This window comes from Sphingomonas zeicaulis (assembly GCF_050433225.1).
GTDB lineage: Bacteria > Pseudomonadota > Alphaproteobacteria > Sphingomonadales > Sphingomonadaceae > Sphingomonas_D > Sphingomonas_D zeicaulis.
This window is the reverse complement of the sequence record NZ_JBNPXQ010000008.1, coordinates 70,258-93,244: the sequence shown is the minus strand read 5'-3', so window position 1 is coordinate 93,244 and position 22,987 is coordinate 70,258. Positions and strand designations below refer to the sequence as shown.

General features: G+C 67.9%; 26 protein-coding genes. 10 read left to right on the top strand and 16 right to left on the bottom strand.

Annotated elements, in window-relative coordinates:
* Positions 1–134: 134 nt before the first annotated feature.
* The 4 genes from FHS96_RS22460 to FHS96_RS22445 are packed head-to-tail and all read right to left on the bottom strand — an operon-like array spanning position 135 to position 5,831.
* Positions 135–1,361, bottom strand: coding sequence for a TolC family protein (locus FHS96_RS22460; RefSeq protein WP_429597180.1), 1,227 nt, complete (start codon positions 1,359–1,361; stop codon positions 135–137).
* Positions 1,358–1,654, bottom strand: coding sequence for a DUF3240 family protein (locus tag FHS96_RS22455; protein WP_429597177.1), 297 nt, complete (start codon positions 1,652–1,654; stop codon positions 1,358–1,360). The genes FHS96_RS22460 and FHS96_RS22455 overlap by 4 nt, the downstream gene beginning before the upstream one ends.
* Positions 1,651–4,722: an efflux RND transporter permease subunit gene (locus FHS96_RS22450; protein WP_429597174.1), complete on the bottom strand. Its 3,072-nt coding sequence runs from the start codon at positions 4,720–4,722 to the stop codon at positions 1,651–1,653. The genes FHS96_RS22455 and FHS96_RS22450 overlap by 4 nt, the downstream gene beginning before the upstream one ends.
* Complete coding sequence (locus tag FHS96_RS22445; RefSeq protein ID WP_429597171.1) at positions 4,722–5,831, bottom strand: efflux RND transporter periplasmic adaptor subunit; 1,110 nt, start codon at positions 5,829–5,831, stop codon at positions 4,722–4,724. Before FHS96_RS22445 ends, FHS96_RS22450 begins: the two co-directional genes overlap by 1 nt.
* Before the next feature lie 80 nt (positions 5,832–5,911).
* Here FHS96_RS22445 and FHS96_RS22440 point away from each other — a divergent pair, with 80 nt between their 5' ends.
* Entirely contained in the window at positions 5,912–6,565 is a 654-nt protein-coding gene (locus tag FHS96_RS22440) for a response regulator transcription factor (RefSeq protein WP_429597168.1), read from the top strand.
* On the top strand, positions 6,562–7,896 hold the full coding sequence (locus FHS96_RS22435) for a sensor histidine kinase (protein ID WP_429597166.1): 1,335 nt from the start codon (positions 6,562–6,564) through the stop codon (positions 7,894–7,896). The genes FHS96_RS22440 and FHS96_RS22435 overlap by 4 nt, the downstream gene beginning before the upstream one ends.
* Before the next feature lie 50 nt (positions 7,897–7,946).
* On the opposite strand, the gene FHS96_RS22430 is transcribed toward FHS96_RS22435, so the two are convergent.
* A complete protein-coding gene (locus FHS96_RS22430; protein WP_429597163.1) occupies positions 7,947–8,774 on the bottom strand; it encodes a winged helix-turn-helix domain-containing protein in 828 nt (275 codons plus the stop codon).
* 188 nt (positions 8,775–8,962) lie between these two features.
* Between FHS96_RS22430 and FHS96_RS22425 the strand changes: the two genes are divergently transcribed.
* Positions 8,963–9,661 carry a hypothetical protein gene (locus tag FHS96_RS22425; protein WP_429597160.1) on the top strand — a complete coding sequence of 233 codons (699 nt, stop codon included), beginning with the start codon at positions 8,963–8,965 and terminating at the stop codon, positions 9,659–9,661.
* A gap of 274 nt (positions 9,662–9,935) precedes the next feature.
* The gene (locus FHS96_RS22420; protein ID WP_429597158.1) at positions 9,936–10,391 is read left to right on the top strand and encodes a hypothetical protein; all 456 of its coding nucleotides are present in this window, start codon (positions 9,936–9,938) and stop codon (positions 10,389–10,391) included.
* 7 nt (positions 10,392–10,398) lie between these two features.
* Here the strand turns inward: FHS96_RS22420 and FHS96_RS22415 are convergent, their stop codons facing one another.
* The 3 genes from FHS96_RS22415 to FHS96_RS22405 form a co-directional block, all read right to left on the bottom strand.
* Complete coding sequence (locus FHS96_RS22415; RefSeq protein WP_429597155.1) at positions 10,399–11,043, bottom strand: glutathione S-transferase family protein; 645 nt, start codon at positions 11,041–11,043, stop codon at positions 10,399–10,401.
* Between the two features lie 54 nt (positions 11,044–11,097).
* A complete protein-coding gene (locus FHS96_RS22410; RefSeq protein ID WP_429597152.1) occupies positions 11,098–11,469 on the bottom strand; it encodes a hypothetical protein in 372 nt (123 codons plus the stop codon).
* A gap of 175 nt (positions 11,470–11,644) precedes the next feature.
* A complete protein-coding gene (locus FHS96_RS22405) occupies positions 11,645–11,965 on the bottom strand; it encodes an EAL domain-containing protein (RefSeq protein ID WP_429597150.1) in 321 nt (106 codons plus the stop codon).
* A 154-nt stretch (positions 11,966–12,119) separates the two neighbouring features.
* Here FHS96_RS22405 and FHS96_RS22400 point away from each other — a divergent pair, with 154 nt between their 5' ends.
* On the top strand, positions 12,120–12,827 hold the full coding sequence (locus tag FHS96_RS22400; RefSeq protein ID WP_429597147.1) for an SDR family NAD(P)-dependent oxidoreductase: 708 nt from the start codon (positions 12,120–12,122) through the stop codon (positions 12,825–12,827).
* A 4-nt stretch (positions 12,828–12,831) separates the two neighbouring features.
* On the opposite strand, the gene FHS96_RS22395 is transcribed toward FHS96_RS22400, so the two are convergent.
* The 7 genes from FHS96_RS22395 to FHS96_RS22365 form a co-directional block, all read right to left on the bottom strand.
* Positions 12,832–13,002, bottom strand: a complete 171-nt coding sequence (locus tag FHS96_RS22395) for a hypothetical protein (RefSeq protein WP_429597144.1) — start codon at positions 13,000–13,002, stop codon at positions 12,832–12,834.
* Positions 12,962–13,087 carry a hypothetical protein gene (locus tag FHS96_RS22390; RefSeq protein ID WP_429597141.1) on the bottom strand — a complete coding sequence of 42 codons (126 nt, stop codon included), beginning with the start codon at positions 13,085–13,087 and terminating at the stop codon, positions 12,962–12,964. The genes FHS96_RS22395 and FHS96_RS22390 overlap by 41 nt, the downstream gene beginning before the upstream one ends.
* A 52-nt stretch (positions 13,088–13,139) precedes the next feature.
* On the bottom strand, positions 13,140–13,823 hold the full coding sequence (locus tag FHS96_RS22385) for a pentapeptide repeat-containing protein (RefSeq protein WP_429597138.1): 684 nt from the start codon (positions 13,821–13,823) through the stop codon (positions 13,140–13,142).
* 320 nt (positions 13,824–14,143) lie between these two features.
* Positions 14,144–14,770 carry a Vgb family protein gene (locus FHS96_RS22380; protein ID WP_429597135.1) on the bottom strand — a complete coding sequence of 209 codons (627 nt, stop codon included), beginning with the start codon at positions 14,768–14,770 and terminating at the stop codon, positions 14,144–14,146.
* A gap of 78 nt (positions 14,771–14,848) precedes the next feature.
* Complete coding sequence (locus tag FHS96_RS22375; RefSeq protein ID WP_429597133.1) at positions 14,849–16,054, bottom strand: helix-turn-helix domain-containing protein; 1,206 nt, start codon at positions 16,052–16,054, stop codon at positions 14,849–14,851.
* Positions 16,055–16,124: 70 nt separating this feature from the next.
* Positions 16,125–17,324 (bottom strand): GGDEF domain-containing protein, encoded by a 1,200-nt coding sequence (locus tag FHS96_RS22370; protein WP_429597130.1) that lies wholly within the window; start codon positions 17,322–17,324, stop codon positions 16,125–16,127.
* Positions 17,325–17,405: 81 nt separating this feature from the next.
* Entirely contained in the window at positions 17,406–18,062 is a 657-nt protein-coding gene (locus FHS96_RS22365) for a uracil-DNA glycosylase (RefSeq protein WP_429597127.1), read from the bottom strand.
* A gap of 207 nt (positions 18,063–18,269) precedes the next feature.
* Here FHS96_RS22365 and FHS96_RS22360 point away from each other — a divergent pair, with 207 nt between their 5' ends.
* The gene (locus tag FHS96_RS22360; RefSeq protein WP_429597124.1) at positions 18,270–19,832 is read left to right on the top strand and encodes a hypothetical protein; all 1,563 of its coding nucleotides are present in this window, start codon (positions 18,270–18,272) and stop codon (positions 19,830–19,832) included.
* 48 nt (positions 19,833–19,880) lie between these two features.
* Here the strand turns inward: FHS96_RS22360 and FHS96_RS22355 are convergent, their stop codons facing one another.
* Positions 19,881–20,207, bottom strand: a complete 327-nt coding sequence (locus tag FHS96_RS22355) for an Mpo1-like protein (RefSeq protein ID WP_429597122.1) — start codon at positions 20,205–20,207, stop codon at positions 19,881–19,883.
* 89 nt (positions 20,208–20,296) lie between these two features.
* Between FHS96_RS22355 and FHS96_RS22350 the strand changes: the two genes are divergently transcribed.
* The 4 genes from FHS96_RS22350 to bfr all read left to right on the top strand — a co-directional run bounded on the left by FHS96_RS22350 (position 20,297) and on the right by bfr (position 22,812).
* A complete protein-coding gene (locus FHS96_RS22350) occupies positions 20,297–20,713 on the top strand; it encodes a hypothetical protein (RefSeq protein ID WP_429597119.1) in 417 nt (138 codons plus the stop codon).
* A complete protein-coding gene (locus FHS96_RS22345; RefSeq protein ID WP_429597117.1) occupies positions 20,710–22,014 on the top strand; it encodes a DUF418 domain-containing protein in 1,305 nt (434 codons plus the stop codon). Before FHS96_RS22350 ends, FHS96_RS22345 begins: the two co-directional genes overlap by 4 nt.
* Positions 22,015–22,057: 43 nt before the next feature.
* Positions 22,058–22,228: a (2Fe-2S)-binding protein gene (locus FHS96_RS22340; protein ID WP_429597114.1), complete on the top strand. Its 171-nt coding sequence runs from the start codon at positions 22,058–22,060 to the stop codon at positions 22,226–22,228.
* Between the two features lie 104 nt (positions 22,229–22,332).
* Entirely contained in the window at positions 22,333–22,812 is a 480-nt protein-coding gene (gene bfr / locus FHS96_RS22335) for a bacterioferritin (protein WP_429597111.1), read from the top strand.
* Positions 22,813–22,987 lie beyond the last annotated feature (175 nt).

Here is a 22,987-nt window from a genome sequence, read left to right as displayed (position 1 = left end):
GTCGCGCGACGCGTAAAGGTCTCACGGGTTCGCTCTGAACCAGGCCGACCACGCAGGAGCCTCCGAACCTTTACGCGTCGCGCGACTCCCCCCCCCCCCAGCCCTCTCCCCGGAGGGGAGAGGGGGCTATTCTTTCACTCGATCCACAGCGTATGCGCGTCGATCCGCAGCTTCGCCAGCAGCCGCGCCGCCGTCACCCTCGCCGCGATTTCCTGCGCGCGGGATTCGTTCGCCTGGCGTTCGGCGTAGAGCCGGTCGGTCAGGTCGATCGCGCCCAGTTGCTGGCCGCGGCCGGAGAGCGCTGCGCTGGCCTCCGCGCTTTGCACCGCCTGCGCGCTGGCGCGCCAGGCGGCGAGGCGGCCGCGGGTTTCGGCGACGTCGGCGGCAGCGTTGCCGGCGATTTCGCGTTCCACGCCGATGCGTTCGGCATAAGCGGCGCGGGCTTCGGCCTCGGCCTGGCTGGAGAGCGCGCGGCGGTGGCCGCCGCCCAGCGGCAGCGAGGCGTAGAGGCCGGCGCCCTGTTCCTCGCCGCCGCGTTCGCTGAACAGGCGGAAGCCCAGCGACGGATCGGCGATGCGATCGGCGCGGGCGCGGCGGGCGAGGATGGCCTGGCGATCGGCAGTGCCCACCGCGGCGCCGATCTCATGGCTGCGCTCGACGATCAGCGCCTGCAGCCGATCGAACCCCTCCGCCGGGATGGCGGGCTCACGCAGGCGCGGCGGTTCGACGGGCAGGCTGAGTTCGGGGAAGCGCGCGGCGAGCAAGGTGCGTGCGCGGTCCCGCTCCGCCGCGGCGTCGCCGGCCTGCGCCTCGGCGAGCGCGAGCGCGGCATTGGCCTGTTCGAGATCGAGTTGCGCGGCATCGCGCAGTTCCACCCGCCGGCCGGTCGCCCCGACCAGCGCGCGCTGGGTTTCGACCAGCGCCAGCGCGTTGCGGTGCTGTTCGCCGGCGCCCAGCCAGTCATACCAGAGCGTCGCCAATGTCAGCGCGGCCTGGTGGCGGGCATCCTCCATGCGGTTCTGCGCGATATCGACGCCCAATGTGCCGGCGCGCCGATCGAGCGCGGCCTTGCCGGGCAGGCGGAAGGCACGGCTGACGGTGGTGTCATATTCCACATAGTCGCGGTCATGATCGACCGAGCGGCGCGAGAGCGTGCCCTGCGCGGTGATCTCATGCGGGCCGCGGCGCAGCGCATCCTCCTCGGCACGCGCGGCGCCGACGCGGGCGACCGCGGCCTCCACCCCCGGCGCGCCATCGAGCGCGCGGATGACCAGTTCGGGTGGCGGCAGATCGCTGCCGCCATCCGCCTGGGCGAGCGCCGGGGCGGCGATGCCCGCCAGCAGGAGCCAGGCCCATTTCATTCCACCCGTCCTCCATCCAGCACCGCGGTCGTCCGCCAGCGGAACGACAGGCGCCGCCGCGCGGTGCGCGCGGCCTCCACCGCCGACGCGACCTGCGCCGCCGCCAGTTCAACCTCGATCGCGGCCCGCGCGAGGCTGCCGGCCACGCGCTCCCCGGTCGCGGCATCGTCGAAATCGCGGCCCAGCACCTCCTCACGGCGCAGATGCACCGGCGCGTGGAGATGATCGCGCAGCACCTCGGCGATCATATCGGCGTCCCCCGCCGCGCAGCTCAGCCGCAGCACCACCCTCATGACCGCGCCTCCCCCCGGCTTTCGCCAAAGCGTTCGTAGAGGATCGGCAGCAGCACCAAGGTCAGCAAGGTCGAGGTGACGAGCCCGCCGATCACCACGATCGCGAGCGGCCGCTGGATCTCCGACCCCGGGCCGGTGGCGAACAGCAGGGGAACGAGGCCGAAGGCGGTGATGCTCGCGGTCATCAGCACCGGGCGCAGCCGGCGCTCGGCACCCACGCGCACCACCTCCGCCATCGGCCGACCTTCCTCGCGCAACTGGCGGAAATAGGCCACGAGGACGAGGCCGTTGAGCACCGCGATGCCGAGCAGGGCGATGAAGCCGACTGAAGCGGGTACCGAGAGATATTCGCCGGTGAACCACAAGGCAATGATGCCGCCCACTGCCGCGAAAGGGATGTTGGCGAGGATCAGCAGCGATCCGCGCAGCGAGCGCAAGGTGGCATAGAGCACCATCAGGATCAGCAGCAGCGCCACCGGGATCACCAGCATCAGCCGCGCCGAGGCGCGCTGCTGGTTTTCGAACTGGCCGCCCCAGACGAGGCGGTAGCCGGCGGGCAGCGGGATTTCCGCCGCCACCTTCGCCCGCGCCTCATCGACATAGCCGACGAGATCGCGGCCCGAAACGAACGCCTGCACCAGCGCGTAGCGCGATCCGCTTTCATGATCGAGGCGGATCGGCCCCTGGGTATGTTCGACGCGGGCGAGATCGCTGACCCGCGCGAGTTCGCCGGTGGGCGTCGTCACCTGCAGGTCGGCGAAGCGGGTGGCATCGTCGCGCACGCCATCATTGCCGCGGATCACCACCGGCACGCGCTTCTGCCCTTCCGCGACGATGCCGGCGGGCAGCCCCTCAAGCTGCGCGCGCAACGCATCCTGGAAGGTATCGACCGGAATGCCGGCGCGGCCGGCGGCGGCGCGATCGATTTCGAGCTGGACATAGTCGATCGTGTCGTTGGCGACGGTGGTCACCTCGGCGGCGCCGCGCGTCGTCTGCAGCACCTGCTGCACCTTGCCCGCAAGGTCGGACAGGGTGGCGAGATCCGGCCCGAAGATCTTCACCGCCAGGTCGCCACGCGCGCCGGTGAGCATTTCCGCCACGCGCATCTCGATCGGCTGGGTGAAGGTGGGTTCGATGCCGGGCATGCCGGCGATCGCCTTGCGCATCTCCTGCACCACGAAATCGCGGTCGCCGCGCCATTCGCCGGAGGGCCTGAGCGTGACGAACAGGTCGGTTTCGTTGAGCCCCATCGGGTCGAGGCCGATCTCATCGGTGCCGGTGCGGGAGATCACGCCGGTCACCTCCGGTACCTGGCGCATCAATTGTTGCTCGATGCGACCAGCCATCGCCAGCGAGCGATCGAGGCCCACGGTGGGCAGCTTGGTGACCTGGATCACCACCGAACCCTCGTCCATGGTCGGCATGAAGGTCTTGCCGACCGCGCCATAGGCCAGCCCCGCGAGCACCAGCCCGATCCCGGCGAGCGCATAGACCAGCTTGCGCCGCGCGAAGGCGCCGCCGAGCAGCGCCGCATAGCGCGGTGCCAGCTTGCGCATGATCCACGGATCGCCATGCTGCCCGCTCCTGAGCCCATAGGAAGACAGCACCGGCACCAATGTGAGCGCGAGCAGCAGCGCGCCGGCGAGCGCGAACATGATGGTGAGCGCGACGGGGGCGAACAGCTTGCCCTCCAGCCCTTCCAGCGAGAGCAAAGGCAGGAACACCAAAGCGATGATGACGAGGCCGGCGGAGACCGGCACGATCACCTCGGCCGTGGCGCGGAACATGATGTTGAGCCGCGGTGGCCCGCCTTCCTTCGCATGGCCGAGCCGATCGACGATATTCTCGACGACCACCACCGCGCCATCCACCAGCATGCCGATCGCGATGGCGAGCCCGCCGAGGCTCATCAGGTTGGCGGTGAGCCCCATGCCGCGCATCAGCAGGAAGGTGGTGAGCGCCGCCATCGGCAAGGTCGCCGCGACGATCGCCGCCGCGCGCCAATCCCCCAGGAACAGCACCAGCAGCACGACCACCAGCACCGTCGCCTCGATCAGCGCCTTCTGCACGGTGTGCAGCGCGCGTTCGATCAGGTCGGAGCGGTTGTAGAACACCGTCAGCCTTGTGCCTTCGGGCAGCGTCTTCTGGATCTCATCGAGCCGTTCGCGGACGCCATCGACCACCTGGCGCGCATCGGCGCCGCGCAGCGCGATGACGAGGCCCTGCACCGCCTCTCCCCTGCCATGCGCGGTGACGCCGCCATAGCGGGTCAGCGATCCGGTGCCGACGCTGGCGACATCGCCCACCCGCACGACCCGGCCGTCGCGCGCGACGATCGCCATCTGCGCGATATCGTCCGCATCGCGCACCGCGCCCACCGCGCGCACGATCAGCGCCTCCTCCCCCGCCGCCAGCCGGCCGGCGCCGTCATTGCGATTGCCGCGCTCGATCGCCTGCTGGAGATCGTCGATCGACAGCCGCGCGGCGGCGAGCGCGACGGGATCGGGCCGCACCTCGAAGGTGCGGACATGGCCGCCGAGCGCGTTGACATCCGCCACGCCGGGCACGGTGCGCAGCGCGGGGCGGATCGTCCAGTCGAGCAGGTCGCGCTTTTCGGTGAGCGACAGGGGCCCGTCGATGGTGAACATGAACAGGTCGGACAAGGGGGTGGAGATCGGCGCCATGCCGCCTTCCACGCCCTCCGGCAGATCGCCGGTGACGCCGGCGAGCCGTTCGCCGACCTGCTGGCGCGCCCAGTAGATGTCCGTCCCGTCGGTGAAATCGATGGTGATGTCGGCGATCGCATATTTGGCGGTGGAGCGCAGCATCGCCTGGTTGGGCAGGCCGAGCATCTCCAACTCGATCGGCGCGATCACCCGCGTCTCGACCTCTTCAGGGGTCATGCCCGGGGCCTTGAGGATGATCTTGACCTGCGTCTGCGCAATGTTCGGATAGGCATCGACCGGCAAGGTCGAATAGGCCCAGGCACCGAGCCCGCCGACGACCAATGTCAGCGCGAGCACGAACAGCCGGTAGGACAGCGAGAAGGCGACCAGCGAGCGCAGCATCAGTTCTGCCCCGCAACCGCCTTGAGATCGCTGACGCCGGCAACCGCGATGCGATCCCCCGCCTTCAGCCCCGATCGGATGACGATGCGGCCATCGGCGCGATCACCCGGCTCCACCGCGCGCACCGCGACGCCGCTGGCCACGCGCACGAAGACGCTGGGCTTGCCGTCGACCTCGGTCACCGCCTGTGCCGGCACAGCGATCGCACCGGCAGGAGCCGGCATGAAGATGGTGACGGGCACCGCGCGCCCGGAAACCACGCCGGGGGCCGCGGGGATGCGCGCGCGCAGCGTGGCCGATCGCGTCGCCGGATCGATCGCGCTGCCGACGCTGGTCACCTCGCCGCGCACGTCGCCCGCCAGCCGCACCGCCATCCCGGTCTGGACACGGCCGACGAGCCGTTCTGGAAGCTGCGCGGTCACCTCATAGCGGCTGGTCGCGTCGATCACATAGGCGGCGGTGGTGCCGTCGACCGGGCTGCCGGTCTGGATCGCGGCGCTGGTGACCTTGCCGGCGATCGGCGCGGTCAGGGTATAGGTGCCCTGGTGCGGCGCGCCATTGACCAGCCTGACGACGCGCTGCTGCTCATTGAGTTCGGCCTCCGCCTCGCGCAGCGCGGCGCGTGCCTCGTCCGCCCGCGCGCCAGCGATCACGCCTTCGCGCGCGAGCTGGCCGAGGCGACGATCATTGGCGCGCGCCATCGCCGCGCGGGCGGACGCCTGCTCGACGCCGGCGGCGAGCGTGAACATCTCCCGCGCGGCGACCACCGCGAGCGGCTGGCCCCGCGCCACGCTGTCGCCCTCCACGACCAAGGTCTTTGTCACGACGCCGGGGATCACTGCGGCGACGGCGACGCGGGCGTTGGGCGGCGGCGCCAATGTGCCGGGCACGGTCGCCAGCGGCAACTCGGTCGCGGCCTCGACCACGGCGAAGCGAATGCCCAGCCGTTCGAGTTCACCACCATCCAGGGTGAGCCTGCCCTTGGGTGCGGCGGGCCTGGCCGGCGCGGCGTCCGCCGCCGCGTTGCCCTCATCGCCGTCGCCCCCCGAACAGGCGGCAACGCCGCACAGCAACAGCAGCGGCAATGCCAGCCGGCCGATCGCATCCATGTTCGCACTTCCCCCGGATTGGTGTTCGCAAACGCAGCATCTAGCTTTGCAACCTGTCAAAATCCTGTCAGGGGGCGGCGATGCGGATCCTGCTGGTCGAGGACGAAGCCGAGCTGGCGCAACGCGTCGCCGCCAATCTGGCGCGGCACGGGTTGACCTGCGAATGGCTGGCCAATGGCGAGGATGCGCTTGGCTTCGTGACCGACGGCTTCACCGTGCTGGTGGTGGATATCGGGCTGCCGGGGATGAGCGGCATCGATCTCGTCCGCGCGCTGCGCGCCCGCGCGATCGCCACGCCGATCCTGATCCTCACCGCGCGCGGAAGCTGGCAGGAGAAAGTGGAAGGGCTGAACGCCGGCGCGGACGACTTCATCGTCAAGCCGGTGCGCACCGAGGAACTGATCGCCCGCCTCCACGCTCTGGCCCGCCGCGCCGCCGGCTACAGCGCGACGCGGATCACCGCCGGGCCGCTGGCGCTCGACCCGGCGAGCAGCGAGGCATGGCTGGACGGCGCGGCGCTGGCGCTGACCGCCAGCGAGTTCCGGCTGCTGCAATTGCTGCTCTACAATGCCGGCCGCACGCTGACCCGCCAGACCATCCTCGACAATCTCTATCGGCTGGACAGCGACCGCGATGCCAATGCGATCGAGGTGCTGGTCGGCCGGCTGCGCCGCAAGATCGGGCGTGAGCGGGTCATCACGGTGCGCGGCCTGGGTTACCGGCTGGTGCCATGACCGGCCCGGCGCGACACAGCCTGTGGCTCCGCCTGCTGGTCGGCTCCGCCGCGGCGGTGGTGGTGGCGATGCTGCTTGCCGGGCTGTTCATCGCCAATCTCTATCGCGTGCACACCACCGATCGCTTCAAGAGCGAGCTGGACCATCATCTCGACGAGCTGATCGCGATGACCAGCGTCGCGCCGGACGGGGCGCTGCTTGTGGCGCAGCCGCTGTCGGACCCGTTGTTCAACGTCGGCGGATCGGGGCTTTACTGGCAGGTCGATGCCGGCGACGGCCGGGTGACGCGATCACGCTCGCTGCACGGCCGCGCGCTCGCGGCGGGTGACGCGGGTGCCGCCGACGGCACCTGGCGGGAGGGCGGAGATGCGCGCGAGCCTTTGCTCCAGCGCAGCGCCCGCGTTGGGCTGGGCGACGGCCGCACCGCCATCTTCACCATCGCTTCGGCGCGCGCGCTGATCGACGAGCAGATCGCGCAGTTCCGCAGCGACCTGACCCTGTCGATGATCGCGGTGGGGCTGCTGCTGCTGGGCGGTGCGGCCGCGCTCGTCCGCTTCGGGCTGGCGCCGGTGCGCCGGCTGGGCGAGGAGGTGGACCGGCTGCGCCATGGCGAGGTCGACCGGCTGGACCCGGCGGTGCCGGCCGAATTCTCCCCCGTGGTCAACCGCTTCAATGCGCTGCTGGAGGGGCAGGCGAGCCTGATCGCGCGCGCGCGCACCGAATCCGGCAACCTCGCGCACAATCTGCGCACGCCGCTGGCGCTGATCATCGACGAGGCCGAACAGCTCCGCCTCGCCGGCCACATCGACAGCGCCGATTTCCTGCTGGCGCGCTGCGCGGTGATGCAGCACCAGATCGACCACCACCTCGCCCGCGCCGCCGCCGCCGGCACCCGCGGCGCCGGCACATTGACCGAGGTCGCGCCGCTGGTGGAGGCGATTGCCGAGGCGATGCGCCGCCTGCACGTGGCACGCGGCCTCAGCATCGAGATCGCGCTGCCACCTGGCCTGAAACTGCCCTGCGATCGCGGCGACCTCGCCGAGATCCTGTCCAACCTCATCGACAACGCCTGCAAATGGGCCGCGCACCGGGTGATCGTGGCGGGCGGCCCCAACCATGTCGAAGTTCGCGACGACGGCCCCGGCGTGCAAGAAGCGATGCGCGAGGCCGTGCTGACGATCGGCACACGGCTCGACCCGTCCATCCCTGGCACCGGCCTGGGGCTGGCCGCGACGGGGGACATCTTGCGCTTCTACGACGCGCGGCTGGAACTGGGCACCGCGCCGGAAGGCGGGTTGCTGGCGCGGGCGCGATTTCTGGGAGAGGATTAAGGGAGTGGCCGCGCGCAATGCCGGAGTGGCGTGCCGAGGATGCTGCTGCCTTAAGGTTCGCGCGCCGGCTGTTTTACGGTCTTGCCGAGATCCTGAATGGCGGCGGAGATTTCGCCGGGGATCAGCGCCTCCTTTCCCGAGGTCATCGACGACCAAAGCGTGACCCCGGCCGCGTTCTCAGCGGACAGCATCGCTGTCGGACGGCCTTCCCACAAGATCAGGCGCGTGCGGAGCATGACGTCGTTTTCGGCCGGTCGCGCTTTGCGGGAGCGAAGCATATGAACGCCTTCGAGCCTTTGTGTGTCGAGTGCGATCACTTCGCTCGTGGCGGCCGCGAGGGGTTGGTAGTGAGCGCTTCCGGTGGCGTTCTCGACATCGGCGACGATCAATCGGACGGTTTTTCCTTCACCCAGGCCGTTTTTGTTCGCAAAGCCCGTTGCCACTACGAGGAGCGCGAGGGCGGCCGCGGTCAGATAGATGACCAGCGATCGACGTGATGAGCGCCTGACCGTGCCTACCGAAAGGCCATCGTCGGACCCGAGCCGGGCGGCATCTCCTCGAAGCCGGTAGCCGCGCTTCGAGATGGTCTCGATATGCGATGGGTTCCGCGCATCGTCGCCGAGCGCTTTGCGAATATCCCTGATGACGACCGGTACGCTGTTCGCGCTGACGCTGCGACCGTTCCAAACCTCCGCAACAATGTCTCCGTGCGACACAATCTCGCCGCGACGCCGGCAGAGCAGTTCGAGCGCCCGGGCGGCGCGATGTTCGAGCCGCCGCACATGGACGCCACAGCACAGTTCATGGCTTCCCGGAAAGAAGATCCACTTTCCGATCCTGTGCTCTTCGCAAGCGCGCCGGTTTCCGCCTGTCTGCAATCGATCTCTTTCCCCGGTTCGTGGAGCGATGGCGCGGGTCCGGACCGTGCCGCACGCCGATGCTATGAGCGGTTCAGAACATCTTCAACTTTTCCTTATTCGACTTCCGTGCCGAATTTCCGCCCTGTCGCGCCACGATTCACCGTTGACCGATCCACACGATCATCCACACCGAGGAGTTGTTCCCGATGAGCAGAATCGCAAGACTGTGCTGGTGCCTGCCGATAGCGTGCATTGTGCCATTTTCGGCTGCAGCCAATGCCGGTCTCGAAGCCGACAAGGAGATCGGCAAACCAAGTTCCGTTTCCCTGGGCAAGGCGATGTTCAAGGGACAGGTTGCCTTGCACGTGAGCGACGTGACGCCAGACGGCACAGCGGCAATCATCCCGCTGAACGTCGGCACTTTCAGCAATGGCACGATCATGGCCGATATCCTGGGCCAGCCTCGCGAGGGGGCGGCTGATAGTGCGCGCGGCTTTGTCGGCATCGCTTTTCGCTTGGCGGACGATAAGCATTACGAGGCCATCTACATAAGGCCGACCAATGGACGGGCGGAAGACCAGCTTCGTCGCAATCACACCATTCAATATATCAGTATGCCGGATTTCGATTGGGAGCGGCTGCGTGCGTTATATCCTGGAAAATATGAGAGCTATGCCGATGTCGCGCCGGGAGAGTGGATCAGGGTGCGGATCGTCGTTCACGGGCAGACGGCGCGCCTCTTCGTGAATGGCGAGGAGCAGCCGGCCCTGATCGTCGACGATCTCAAACGCGGCAGCGGTGCGAGCGGGGGCGTGGCGCTATGGATCGGGCCGAGCACGGACGCCTATTTCGCGAATGTAACGATCGACGATGAGCACGACGCGACAAACGGGAACTCGCCGTGACTGAAACGAGCATCTTCGGCTCGCACCCCGCGTCGCGGTCTCACCGGATCAGAGCCTTCAGCGACACGCCGTGCCCAGCGAAGTTCGCGGCATTCTTCGCTGCGTCGAAGAGAACTTCGCGCGCCCATTAAATCACGCCTGCCGATGTGACCGCTCTCATCATCGCTTCCCAATCGCAGCGCCGGCAGCATAGGCTCGCGCCCGGATCGCATCGATGGCCCACCGTCCGTTCATTTGGCGGTCAGGCCGTTTGGCTCCATAAGGCGACATGACCATGCCGTTGCCCATGCGCCGCCGCGCCCGCCCGATCGCGCTTGCCCTTGCTGCCTGGAACGTTGCCGGGGCGGCCTGCTTGTCGACGGCGGCGTTGGCACAATCGCCGGAACCGGTAACGGCGGCCGAGCCCACTCCATCCGCTACCGCTACCGCTGCCCCCCGTACGGTGCAGCTGACCGAGGCGCAGCGGGAGGCGATCCTGAACGCGAGCACCGAGGAAAGCGCCGCCGCCGCGCGCGGGGAACGGACCGCGTCGGATCGGCCGGACCGGCGCATCCATGGCGAAATGGGGTTCATGGTCGGTTCGCATGGCACGCGCAGCGTCTATGGCACGGCCGACATCCCGCTGGGCGAAAACGCCGGGGCGACGGTCTCGTTCGAGAGCAGCCGCTTCGGCTACGGCGGTCGTGGCGGCAGGGTCGTCGATCCCCGGCTGCGCGAGGATTTCCGCTAGACGCGCCTCAACCCGCCGCGCGGCGCGCGTCCGCCGCCGCGAAATGCGCAAGCTGATCGTCATGCGCCTTTTTGAACGCCGGCCGGGCGAGGACGCGCTGGAGATAGGCTTCGGTCGCAGGGCGATCGCCGCGGCCCCGCACGTCCGGCACGCGCAGCACATCCGCCATCATCAGGTCGGCGGCGGTGAACCGGTCTTCCACCAGCCATTCGCGATCGCTGAATATGCCCTCGATATGCGCCAGGCGGCTGTCCAGCCAGCCCGCCATGCCATTCTCACGATCGCCCGAAAGCTGGAGGAACCACCAGGGCACGCTGACCATCTCGATCGAATTGAGCGCGGCGATCACCCATTGCAGCGTTTCGGCCGCGCCGCGCGCGCCCGGCGGCATCAGCGCCTCGCTCTTGGCCGCGAGATGGAGCAGGCAGGCGCCACTTTCGAAGAGGGTGATGTCGCCATCGGTCAGGAACGGCACCTGGCCGAAGGGCTGGCGTTCGAAATGACTGGCCTGCCTGGTCTCGAACGGCACGGTGCCGACCGCATAATCAAGCCCGGCCTCTTCGGCGGCCCAGCGCAGGCGCAGATCGCGGACGAACCCGCGCGGACCCGGCGGCACCCAGTCGAAGCTCCAGATGGTCAGCGTCCCGCTCATCGATCTTCATCCTCTCGCCTCGCGCGCGCGCCCCTGTGCCATCCCGTCCGATGATCACTGATAGCGCAGCGTCTTTTCGAACCCCTCGTTCGCCTTGGCCATCTTGATCAGCTTGCGGATGTAGGACCGCACATGCCGGTCGAAGCGGCCGTCGTCATAAACGCCACGCCAGATATAGGTCTCGCGATCGAGCAAGCCGCGCAGCGCCTCCATGAACGCCTTCTGGTCGTCGGGCGCGTCCTTGTCCTTCGTTCGGAAATGGGAGCAGACCAGTTCCTCGGCGGAGGCCTTGTCGCAATCATCTTGCTCGTCACGGCCGCCCCGCTGGGCTGCCACCTGATCCGCGCGCGCGGCGGCGATCCGGCTTTCCAGCCATGCGCGGACGGTTGCGCCCTTCCATTCGTTCGACACGTTCTTTCCCGCCACGCTGGATCCTTCCGCCCCTGATCTCGACGACATTCAGAAGGCCGTCAATCGGTCCGCCGGCACGCAGGCAGGATCGCGGGCCGGTCCCTCCCCCGGGCGCCCCCACAGAAAGCGCTGCGCCTCGCCGCATTGCTCATCGCGCAGCAACTGGAGCTGGCTCTCGGTTTCCAGGCCGTCAGCACCGGCATGTCGAGGCTGTGGCCGCGCGCCAGAATGGCGCGAGCTTATGGTTCTCATCCGCGTTTATCAGAAAGGAGCCGTCGATCTTGATCTTGTCGAACGGGAAGGAGTTCAGCGTGTCGAGCGACGAATAGCCGGTGCCGAAATCGTCGATCGCGATCGACAGGCCCAACGCCTTGATCTGCCGCAGCATGTCGAGCGCGCGCACTTTGTCGGCGACGAAGGCAGTCTCGGTGATTTCAAGCTCCAGCCGTTCGGCGGGCAGGCCACTGTCTTGCAATGCCGCGGCGATGATGCCTGCAAGGTCGGCGCGCATGAGTTGGACCGGCGAAAGGTTGACCGCGACACGCCAGGGCGCTGGCCAGCGTGCCACCGCTATATGGTGCTAGCGTGTTGGGGGGCAGGTCGGTCCCGTACCCCGCCCTCCCCCGGTTTGACCCCTTCCGGTCCCATCGCTACCCCGCACCGCCATGACCACAGCCAAATCCTCCGCCATCGTGATCGGCGCATCGGGCGGTATCGGCGCCGCGTTCGAGACCGCCCTGATCGATGAAGGAACGTTCGATATCGTCCATGGCTTTGCACGCTCACGCGGCGGCGCGCAGCATCTCGACCTGCTCGACGAACCGACCATCGCCGCTGCCGCCGCGACCGTCGCCAAGGGGCCGCCGCCGACGCTGGTGATCGTCGCCACCGGCATCCTTCATGATGGCGACCACGGCCCCGAAAAGGCGCTCGCCCAGCTCGATCCGGCGTGGCTGGCGCATGTTCATGCGGTCAACGCGATCGGCCCCGCGCTGGTCGCGAAACATTTCCTTCCGCTGATGCCCGCCAGCGGCCGCACGGTGTTTGCCACGCTTTCCGCGCGGGTCGGGTCGATCGGTGACAACCGGCTCGGCGGCTGGCACGGTTATCGCGCGTCGAAGGCCGCCCTCAACATGCTGGTGCGCAACCTCTCGATCGAGGAGCGCCGCCGCAATGACCGCGCGATCGTCGTCGCGCTTCACCCCGGCACGGTCGACACCGCGCTCTCGCGCCCGTTTCAGGGCAATGTCCAGGCCGGGCGGCTGTTCACGCCGGAACGCGCAGCGTTGCAACTGCTCGACGTCATCGAGGAATTGAAGGTGATCGACAGCGGCAAGCTGTTCGATTTTGAGGGCAAGGAAGTGCCCTTCTGAGGTGTCACTGGACCTCCAGCCGGGAAGCGAACCAGATCGTGTGGCGCGGCCCCGCGCGGCCGCCATTCGGCCGCATCTTCATGTCATCCGCCGCGGAACCTGCCGCGTCGAGACGTTCGACGAAGGCGTCGTCATCATAGGCCGGCCAGACGGCGAGCAGGCCCCAGCGCCGCATGCGCCGCGCGCAGGCCCCAGCTGCAGCACAGGCGCGCATCGGCAAGCTGGATGACGTCATCCGGACAATTGTCGACGTCGAGCATGATGCCATCATAGCCCCCAGGGAGAATCGGCGATGGAGGCGATCACCCGCGCCTAGCGGACGTTCAGCCCGACTTCGCCCAGCAATATCGCCGCCTGCTCGCGCGAGATCGTCGCACCGCGGAACCGCGATGCGTCGCCCAGGCGAACGCCGCCGAGATCGGCGCCGCGCAGGTCTGCGCCTTCGAAGCGAGCGCCGTCGACGATCGCTTCGCGCAGGCTGCAACCATCGAACGACGACATCCGGAAATCGCATTTGCGCAGGTCCGCCTGCGAGAAATCGACGCGCACCAGATTGGCCTTGCGGAACGAGTGCCCGGCCAGCCTGGCGTTGATCAGCAGCACTTCTTCGAACTGGAGATCGATCGCCTTCACCTCTGAAAGATCCGCGCCGGTCAGCTTGCAGCCGGAGAAGCGCGCGCCTTCCAGCGTGGCGCGCTTCAGCACCGCATTGTTCAGGTCGCAAGCGCTGAACATCGCCTCTGACAAATCGACGCCGGCAAAGCCCGCGAACGCACCCCGGCAGGATCGCCATACCGTCCGCGTCAGCGCCGCGCCGGTCAGTTCGGCGCGGCGCAGGTTGCATTGCTCTAACGTCCAGCCCGACAGGTCGAGGCGAGACAGATCCGCCTCTTCCAGATCGCAACCGATCAAGGTCTGTGGGCCGCGCAAAATCTGCAGCGCCTCGCGCGTGAGGCGGCGGTCGCGGATCGGCATGTCGGCGAAAAGATCATCCATGGACGGCTGGTAGCGCGCGCCCGCGGATGCGCCTAGCGCCACCGGAACGCCAGCCGGAGCGTCGAAACGAGGAAGGAGAACTGCCGAACGCGGCACAAGCACGACATCGACGAGGCCGGACACCTCGGTGCCAAGCGCGCGGACGATGAAGTGGCCGCCCGCCGGTGGCGAGCGGCATCAGCCCGGCGACGATCGGCCAAAGGCCGAGGATGCCGATCACAGCGTTGATATTGCCGATCATGATCGCGACCGCAGCCGGGGCCGCGGTACCGACGCTCATCGCAAGATTGATCGTCAGGGTGCGACTGCGGTGAAGAGGGTCAGCCCCGCCGCACCGCCCGGACCTTCCGCGTGGGCCCGCCGCCGCAGAAGAAGCGCTCTACGCCGTCCGACTCCAGCCCGGTGATGAAGGCGCCCGCCGGCATCTCGATGCGTTCGAGCACCGCTCCCGTTGCGCGGTCGATGCGGCGGATGTCGCTCTGATCCCCTTCCCAGGTGGCGTGCCATAGCTCGCCGTCGAGCCAGGTGACCCCCGTCACCATCCGCTGCGCGTCGATGCTGCGCAGGATATTGCCCGTCTCCGGGTCGATCTCAAGGATGCGGCGGGCGCGGTGCTGGCCGACCCACAAGGATCCCTCCGCCCACGCCATGCCGGCCGCGCCGCCTTCCGGCGCCGGGATGCTGCCGACGACCCGGCCCTCGACCGGATCGATCCGGTCGATGCGATCCTCGGCGATCTGGAAGAGGTGCGTGCCGTCGAACGCGGTGCCGGCATGCGCCGCGACCGGCAGCGTGCAGACGATCTCGCCGGTTTCCGGATCGAGCGCCTTGAGGGCGTCACCTCCGGCGAACCAGACATGGCTGCCATCGAAACTGACCCCGTGAATGGCATCGACATCCGTGAACGGGCCATATTCGCGGAGGATTTCGGCCTTGCTCTGCTTCATGAGGTGCATCGTAGCGCGGACAGGAATGCAGGGTGAGTGACATCTCTGTCGCGATACACCAGCACATGAAGAAGGGCGTCAGGACCCCGGCAGGAGCAAGCTCGTCGCGAAGGCCGGTGGCACCGGAATCAGCCAGCGCCGCGCGCGGCCGTCGCCCACAGGCTCTACCCGGCCCAGCCGCGCCAACGCATCGAGCGCGCGCTGCACGCTGCGCTGGCTGGTGCCGAGCGCCAGCGCGAGCGCGGAGCTGGACCAGGATTCTCCGTCCGCGAGCAGCGCCAGCACCGCGCCGTGCGGTTCGTCGACCGGCGGCGCCAGCACGACCATATCACCGCAATGCACCTTGAGCGCGAAGCCGGCGCGGGTCGCGACGATGGCGGCAACTGGCTTCAGCGCCGCACGCAGCCGGCCGATCTCGACACGCAGCCGCATACGATGCGATTCATCCGCCTCCCGCCCGCCAAAGCCGCGCGCGATCAATAGCTCGCGCGGAACATCGCCCGGCCAAGCCTCACCCAGCGCGCGGGCGAGCGCGAACAGAACCGGCCGACCGGCGAGCGCGACATGGTGATCGGCGCCCCGGATCGCATAGCGGCAGGCGTCGATCACCAGCGCATCGGAGGAGAGCAGTGCCGCAACCTCTTCCAGCCGCAGCACGCGCTCGCCCGCCGGGCTAATGGTCCGCGCCGCGGGCAAAGTGAGTACCGCCGCAGCCCGCGCGACCTCAACGGCGAGCGCGGGAATGCCTGCTTCGGCGGCGGCGGACGTGGCATCGGTAAGCGCGGCACGAGCCGCCACCACCTTGAGTCGACTGAGCGCGATGCCGGCGGCGGCAAGCGCATGAACCGCGCGCGCAGCCGGACGCAGCGCCGCGCCGTCTATACCGTCGAGCGCATGCGCGGCAGCGTCGAGCCGGCCGATCAGCAGCAGCCGGCGCACCTCGATCAACCGCGCCTGCGCCGCGTTGGCGGTGTCGCCTTGGCGATCGAGCAGGTCGCGCGCGCGGGCGAGTTGCTCGGCCGGCCAGCCGAGATCGCGCGACACCAGGGCAATCTCTGCCTCGGCGACGATGCAGCGCGCACGGGCGACCGCCTCGCGTGGCCCGAAGGCGCGGCCCGCCTCCCGCAGCAGCGCGCGGGCACGATCGAGATCCCCAAGCTGCGCCATCGCAATGCCACGCAGCGCCAGCGCGGGCGCATCATCCCGTAGCGCGACCCGGTTGAGCGCGGTAAGCGGCGCTCCGGCGGCGAGCGCGCGGGCGGCGGCGGTGATCAATGAATCCACGGCGGGGCAGTGCTAGGGCATTTTCCTTCCCATGCCCAACCTGCACCCATCCCGGGCGAGGATCGAGGGTTCAGGCGGGCCCAACCGCCGCTACAGGCCGCGCGGGCAAGGCGCGGCGCCCTGAGATGGGGCGGATGCACATCTGGTTCCGGCCACCGCGCTTGGCCTCGTAAAGCGCCGCATCCGCGGCGGCGAGCAGCGCGGCCAGATCGATGATGCGATCGAACGGCACCGCGCCCAGGCTGATGGAGGTCTGCGCGGGCAGATCGGGCATTCCGGCGGCCAGTGCGCCGAAATGCGTGCGTATCGCGTCGCCCAGAATGTAGAGCTGGGCGCGACTGCAGCCCGGCAGCAGGATGGCGAATTCGTCACCCCCCAGCCGCGCCGCCAGCGCCTCGGCGGGCAGCACCGTGTGCAACAGTCGAGCAAGGCCGATCAGCAACCGGTCTCCCGCCTCATGCCCCCAGCCATCATTGACCGCCTTGAAATGGTCGACGTCGAGCAGCAGCAGCGCCCCGGGCCGCCCGCTCCGCGCCGCGGCCGCGACCAGCGCGCCTGCGCGCGCATCGAAGGCGCGGCGATTGTAGACACCGGTCAGATGGTCGCGATCGGCAAGCCAGGCGACCTGAGCCTCGCGCCGGCGGCGGACCGATCCGGTCATCGACAGGGCAATCAGCACCTCGATCAATATGCCATGGAACAACGAGACCTGGATGAGCACACCCTGGAAGGCGACGAGGCTGGTCTGCGCGCCGGGCGCGCACACCAGCATGGTCTTCAGCGCGTAGAAAAGGCCGTGATAGAGGAAGACATAGCCGAGGCGGCTCGTATCCGATTCATCTGCACGCTTCGCAGGGAAGATCAGCAGCGCTGACGCCCGCAACGCTGGCACCGCCACCAGCGCCGCGTTGACGACACCGAAGATCTCGGCGCGGCTGCCGCCTTCGGGCAGCGCGAGCAGGGGCAGCCAGAGCAGCAGGATCGCCCACCACATACGCTGCGGGCGGTGCCCCGAAAAATGCGCGGCACCTTCGAGGAACAGCAGGTGCGCGATCACCAATATGCCGTTGGCGCCCCAGACGCCGACGAGGAAGGAGCCGCCGAGCCGCACGGGCGACAGCGAGCAGCCGATGACGATCGCGGCGAACCCCGCGCTCCACAACAGCAGCGCGCGATCGCGAACGGCGCGCCATTCGAGCGCAAGATATCCCGCAACGACGGCCGCGATGCCGAGCGTCAGCATCAGCATCGTCCGTGAATCGATCAGCATTCCGCCCCTGCGCCCTGGTCTTGCGAACGAAAAAGGCCGTCTAGGCGCCGAATCTGAACAAAGTCTTGCGGCGCGTGGCGTTCAGGCGTCGCGCAGCGCCACAGCGCGCGCGAACACCGCCTCGAACATCTCCGGTGTCAGTCGGCCGGTGTTCTGGTTGTAGCGCGAGCAGTGATAGCTATCGATCAACATGCGCCCATCGGGCATGCGATGTTCCGCCAGATGCGCGAAGCGCGCCTTGGGCAGCCGGCCGCCGAGCACCTTCACCGCGCTCTGGTGCGCGATCTGGCCGAGCGCCACGAACACCCGGGCGTTGGGCAGCTGCGCCACCGCATCGTCGAGAAAGGGGCGGCACGCGTGGATCTCGGCCGGCACCGGCTTGTTCTCAGGCGGCAGGCATTTCACCGAGTTGATGATGATCGCACCGTTGAGTGCAAAGCCATCGTCGATGCGCGCATCATAGGTGCCGGTGGCGAGGCCGAACTTGGCCAGTGTTCCGAACATCAGGTGGCCGGCATGGTCCCCGGTGAAGGGCCGCCCGGTGCGGTTGGCGCCATGCTTGCCCGGCGCGAGGCCGATGATGCCGAGCCAGCCATCGGGGTCGCCGAAGGCGGGCACCGGCGCGTTCCACCAGTCCGGATGCTCGGCGCGGCAATCCTCGCGCAGCGCCACGAGCCGCGGGCAGCGCGGGCAATCATGCGGCGGCTCGCTGGATGGCAGGGGGCTGGCGGGCTGCATAAGGGGCGCGATAGGCCGCGCGATGGGTGGGGGCAAGGTTGAGCGCTTAGCCCCTCTTCTTCAAAGGAGGGGTTGAAGACGGACCGGGCCAGAGCGTGCCCGCCGGGCGCCCAACCGCCCCGCATCTACACGAATCGATTATGTCCCCGTCCACACCGCGATGCGAAACTCCCGCCACCCGCAAGGAACTGAAGGAAGGCCGGAGAGATGGTGCATCAGATCGATGGCGGCAGCGTCAGCCAGGTCCAGCAGCAGCAGGCGCCTGCGCAGACCGCGCCCGATCCCGTCGTCGAGGCGAAGGTCGAGGAGACCGCGCTGTTCGCCCAGCATTATCATGGCGATCCCGCCTATGTCATCGAACAGACGATGGCTGACCCCAGCCTTACCCAGGCGCAGAAGGATGAATATCTCGCCCGCGTGATCGACCTCGCCAGCGGCAGCGACGGCAATTATCGCACCGACATGGGCACGCTCGACGATCGCGCGCGGCAGGAGCTGATCGACGCGGTGGAGCAGATCGGCGTCGCCTATACCGGCCCCGCCACGCCGCAGTTGCGCGAGCAGGCGACGGCATCGATGGGCCGCCTCGTCGATTCGGGCCGCGTCACCCGCGACCAGCTTGGCGAATTGCTCGATCCGGCGAAAAACCCCGCGTCCGACGGGGTACGCGAGTTGCTCAGCACGGTCACCGATGGCGCGGTGCTGCAGAACCTTGCCTATGACCTGCATGACGAGGCGGTCCGCGCCGGGATCGACCTGAATTCGGATCAGGGCGCGCAAGGCCAGTTCTCGCTGATCGCAGCCGCCGATCTCGCCGGCATGGCCGCAAAGCAGGGCTTCGTCGGTGCCGCGAACGAAGTCAGTTCCTATATCGCCGACCATCCTGAGGTGCTGGAGACGATCGATAATCTGCCGCAGAACGCCTATGGCGTCGCCCCGCCAGGGCGCGGCGGGTTCGATGCGGTGGCCTCAGCGTTGGCCGGCACCAGCAACAGCGCCGACCAGGCGAAATATGACCAGCTCTTCGGCAAGCTCGTCGACATGGCCGGGGAGAGCACCGCGCTGGACCGCTCCGCCGGGCTCAACAGCCTGGGCGATTATTATTCCGACAACATCCAGCGGCTGAACGAGGAAACCACCTATGCCGGCGGCTGGGACAACAGCCGCGAGGATGCCGAGCCGCCGACCGTCTATCATTCGCTGACCGAGCGGTTCGTGCGCAACGTGATGCTGAACGAGGATTTCGACAATCCGGCGACGCAGGCCGCGATCGCCGACGAGTTGACCCGCCTCGGCAACGTCGTTGGCGCGCAGGATGGCGCCGGCGCTCCCAACGAGGCCCAGCGCACCGAGGCGGCAATGCAGTTCGGCACCTTGATCGGATCGCTGCAGGGCGCCGCGGCCGATTATGAGAATAGCAGCCACGCCAGCGCCGAGGAGAAGGTAGAGACGATCCGCACGGTCACCGACCTGCTGACCGATCAGGTGCTGAGCAAGACCGGTCCGCTGGGCGAAGCGTTCGGCGGCGAGTTGGTCGACCGGCTGTGGGAACTCTATCCGGAGAACGCCCGCTCCGGCGCGGAGAATGATGTCGACGCCGCGCTGGGCGAGCTGAACCGGCTGGGTGAGGCGATCGACCAGGCGATGACGCAGGCACTGCGCGACACCTATCCGCCTGAGACCGCCGACGACACCGGCGTGAACGGCCCCGGCATCGTCGCGGATTATGAGACGACGGTGACGACGCATCGCACGAACCCGTCCGAGTAATAGCCTTCCGTTCGGTCTGCGATCGATCGGGCGAGGGTTGAGCCGGGATCAGCGCACGCCCGCGCGGGCGAGGTGTGGCGCGAGCCGGCCCGATGCCCACAGGAAGAACATCCGGAAATCGCTGACCAACGACCAAATCGGATAGGTGAAGGTGGCCGGGCGGTTATGCTCGACCGCGAAATGGCCGATCCAGGCGAAGCCATAGCCTGCCAGCGGCACCGCCAACCACCACCATCCGCCCTGGATGATTGCAAAACCGAGGAACAACAGCGTCAGCGTGGTCCCGGCATAATGCAGCGCACGCGTCTGCGGCAGCGCATGTTCGCGCAGATAATACGGCCAGAATTCCGCATAGCGGGTGATCGTGCGCGCCATGATGCAAGGCTAATCCGCGCCTGCGGCATCGGCAAGCTTGTCTGATGCCCGCCCGCACGGCATGCTCCGCCACGATCACAGGAGGGCGCATGACCGCGGGTTATTCTGGCACCCCGCTCGCTACGAAGCTGGGCTACAAGCGCGGCATGCGGCTGTGGTTCTGCGGCATGCCCGACAGCGTGCGCGCCGAGATCGACCCGGCCGGCATCGGCGTGGAGGAGTATGACGTTGCGACCGCGGGGCTGCAGGCGGCCCATATCTTCGTCACCGAACGCGCCGAGATGCAGCGCGAATTGATCGCGCTGCGGCTGCTGATCGAACCGGGCGCGATGATTTGGGTTTCCTGGCCCAAGCAGGCGGCGAAGGTAGCGACGGACATCACCGAGGATGTCGTGCGCGCGGTGGCGCTGCCGATGGGCTTCGTCGACGTGAAGGTCTGCGCCGTCGATGCGGTCTGGTCCGGCCTCAAGCTGGTGATCCGCAAGGAATTGCGCGCGGCGCAATGACCGACAGCCAAGGCCAGCCCGGTGCAGGCGCCGCCGCGCCTGCCCCCGCTCATTCGGCCGCTGCCCTCCCCGGCCGCATCGCCACGCTGGATATCGTCCGCGGCGTAGCGGTGATGGGCATCCTGCTGATGAACATCGTCGCCTTCGCGATGCCGCAGGCCGCCTATTTCAACCCGGCCGCCTATGGCGGCGCGCAGGGGCTGGACCTTGCGGCGTGGGGCGTGATGTTCGTGGCGATCGACGGCAAGATGCGCGGGCTGTTCGCGATGTTGTTCGGCGCGTCGATGCTGCTGGTGATCGAGCGTGCGGACGCGCGCGGCGAGAATGGCACGCGGATCCACCTGATGCGCATGGCCTGGCTGTTGCTGCTGGGCCTTGCGCATCTCTACCTCGTCTGGCCCGGCGACATATTGGTGCATTATGCGCTGGTCGGGCTGATCGCCTTCTTGTTCCGCCACCAGCCGACGCGCGGGCTGGTGGTGATCGGCCTGCTCAGCCTGCTGCTGGGGATCGCGATGGCGGCCATGCTCGGCACCGGCGCGCTGGAGCTTCATGCCGCGGCGTTCGGCCCCGACGGATCGGAGGCCGCCCAACGGAGCTGGCAGGCCTATGAAGAGATTTACGGCGTTCCCGATCCCACCTTCATTGCGCGCGATCTGGCGGCGCATCGCGGCTCCTTTGCCGACCTGCTGACCTATCGCCGGTTGAACGAGGTCACCCCGCCGCTGGCCCTGCTCGGCGTGTTCGGCCCCGAGACGCTCGGCTACATGCTCTTGGGCATGGCAGGGCTGCGCAGCGGGCTGCTGACCGGCGCATGGCCGCCGCGCCGCTACGCCCGCTGGGCGGCGATCGGCTTCGCGATCAGCCTGCCGCCGTCGCTGGCGCTCGCCATGCTGATCGTCGCCAGCGATTTCAACACGCGCATGGTGATCATGGCCGCGGCGGTGGCAGCGGTGGCGCTGCATCCGATAATGACTGTCGCCTGGGCGGCGCTGATCATCCGCCTCACCCGCCACGGCGGCGCGCTGGTTGATCGGATCGCGGCGGCGGGGCGGATGGCACTTTCCAACTATCTCGGCACCAGCCTGATCTGCGCGACGCTGTTCTACGGTTTCGGGCTCTACGGATCATTGGGCCGCATCACGCTCTATTTTGTCGTCGCCGCAATCTGGGGCATGATGCTGTTGTGGTCGCGCCCATGGCTCGACCGATTCGTTTTCGGGCCGTTCGAATGGCTGTGGCGCAGCCTGGCACGTGGACGGATACAGCCGCTGATCCGCAAGCAGGCTATTGCGACTTAGTCTCACACACGCTATCTGATCATCGGAGCGGAGGAATCGCCTGATGGTCGTTTGCATTTGCAACGCTATTCGTGAACGGGACGTGCGAACGGCTGCACGGCAGGGCGCATCATGCCCGAAGGCGGCTTATGCCTCGATGGGGCTGCGTCCGAAATGCGGGCAATGCGTGCCATTCGCACGTGAGATCATCGCCGAAGAGCGGGCTATTGCTTAGCGCTCGCAGCGCCGCAAACCCGCAGAAAACTGCCATTTTTTGAATGATTTGCTGCGCCTGCGCAGCTATACTCCGTCGGCATTTTTATTGACGGAGAAGCACCCATGAAGGGCGACCCCAAGGTCATCGATTATCTCAACGGGGCTCTCAAGAACGAGCTGACCGCGATCAACCAGTATTGGCTGCACTATCGCCTGCTCGACCATTGGGGTGTGCGCAAGCTGGCCGCTTTCGAGCGCCATGAGTCGATCGACGAGATGAAGCATGCCGACAAGCTGGCGGAACGCATCCTGTTCCTCGACGGCCTGCCCAATTTCCAGATGCTCGGCCGCCTTAAGATCGGCGAGACCGTCGAAGAGGTGATCAAGGCCGACCTCGCGCTGGAATATGAAGCGCTGCCGCTGCTGAAGGACGGCATCGCGCATTGCGAATCCGTGCGCGACTTCGTGAGCCGCGATCTGCTGACCGATATCCTCGACAGCGAGGAAGAGCATGTCGATGCGCTTGAGCGCCAGCTCGACATGATCAAGCAGATGGGCATCCAGAACTACATCCAGCTCCAGTCGGAGCCGGCCGAGAGCTGAACCTTTGCTCTCCCCTCCCCTTCAGGGGAGGGCATGGGGGGTGGGCAGCGGCGGCGCGGGGTCGATGCCCCCGGTTGACGCTCTTTCCAGCTTCGCAGGAAGCTCGCTTCGCTCGCCTCCACCCCAACCCGGCATTGGGATGGGCTGCCCCGGCAGTCCAAGTCCAGTCCGGGGG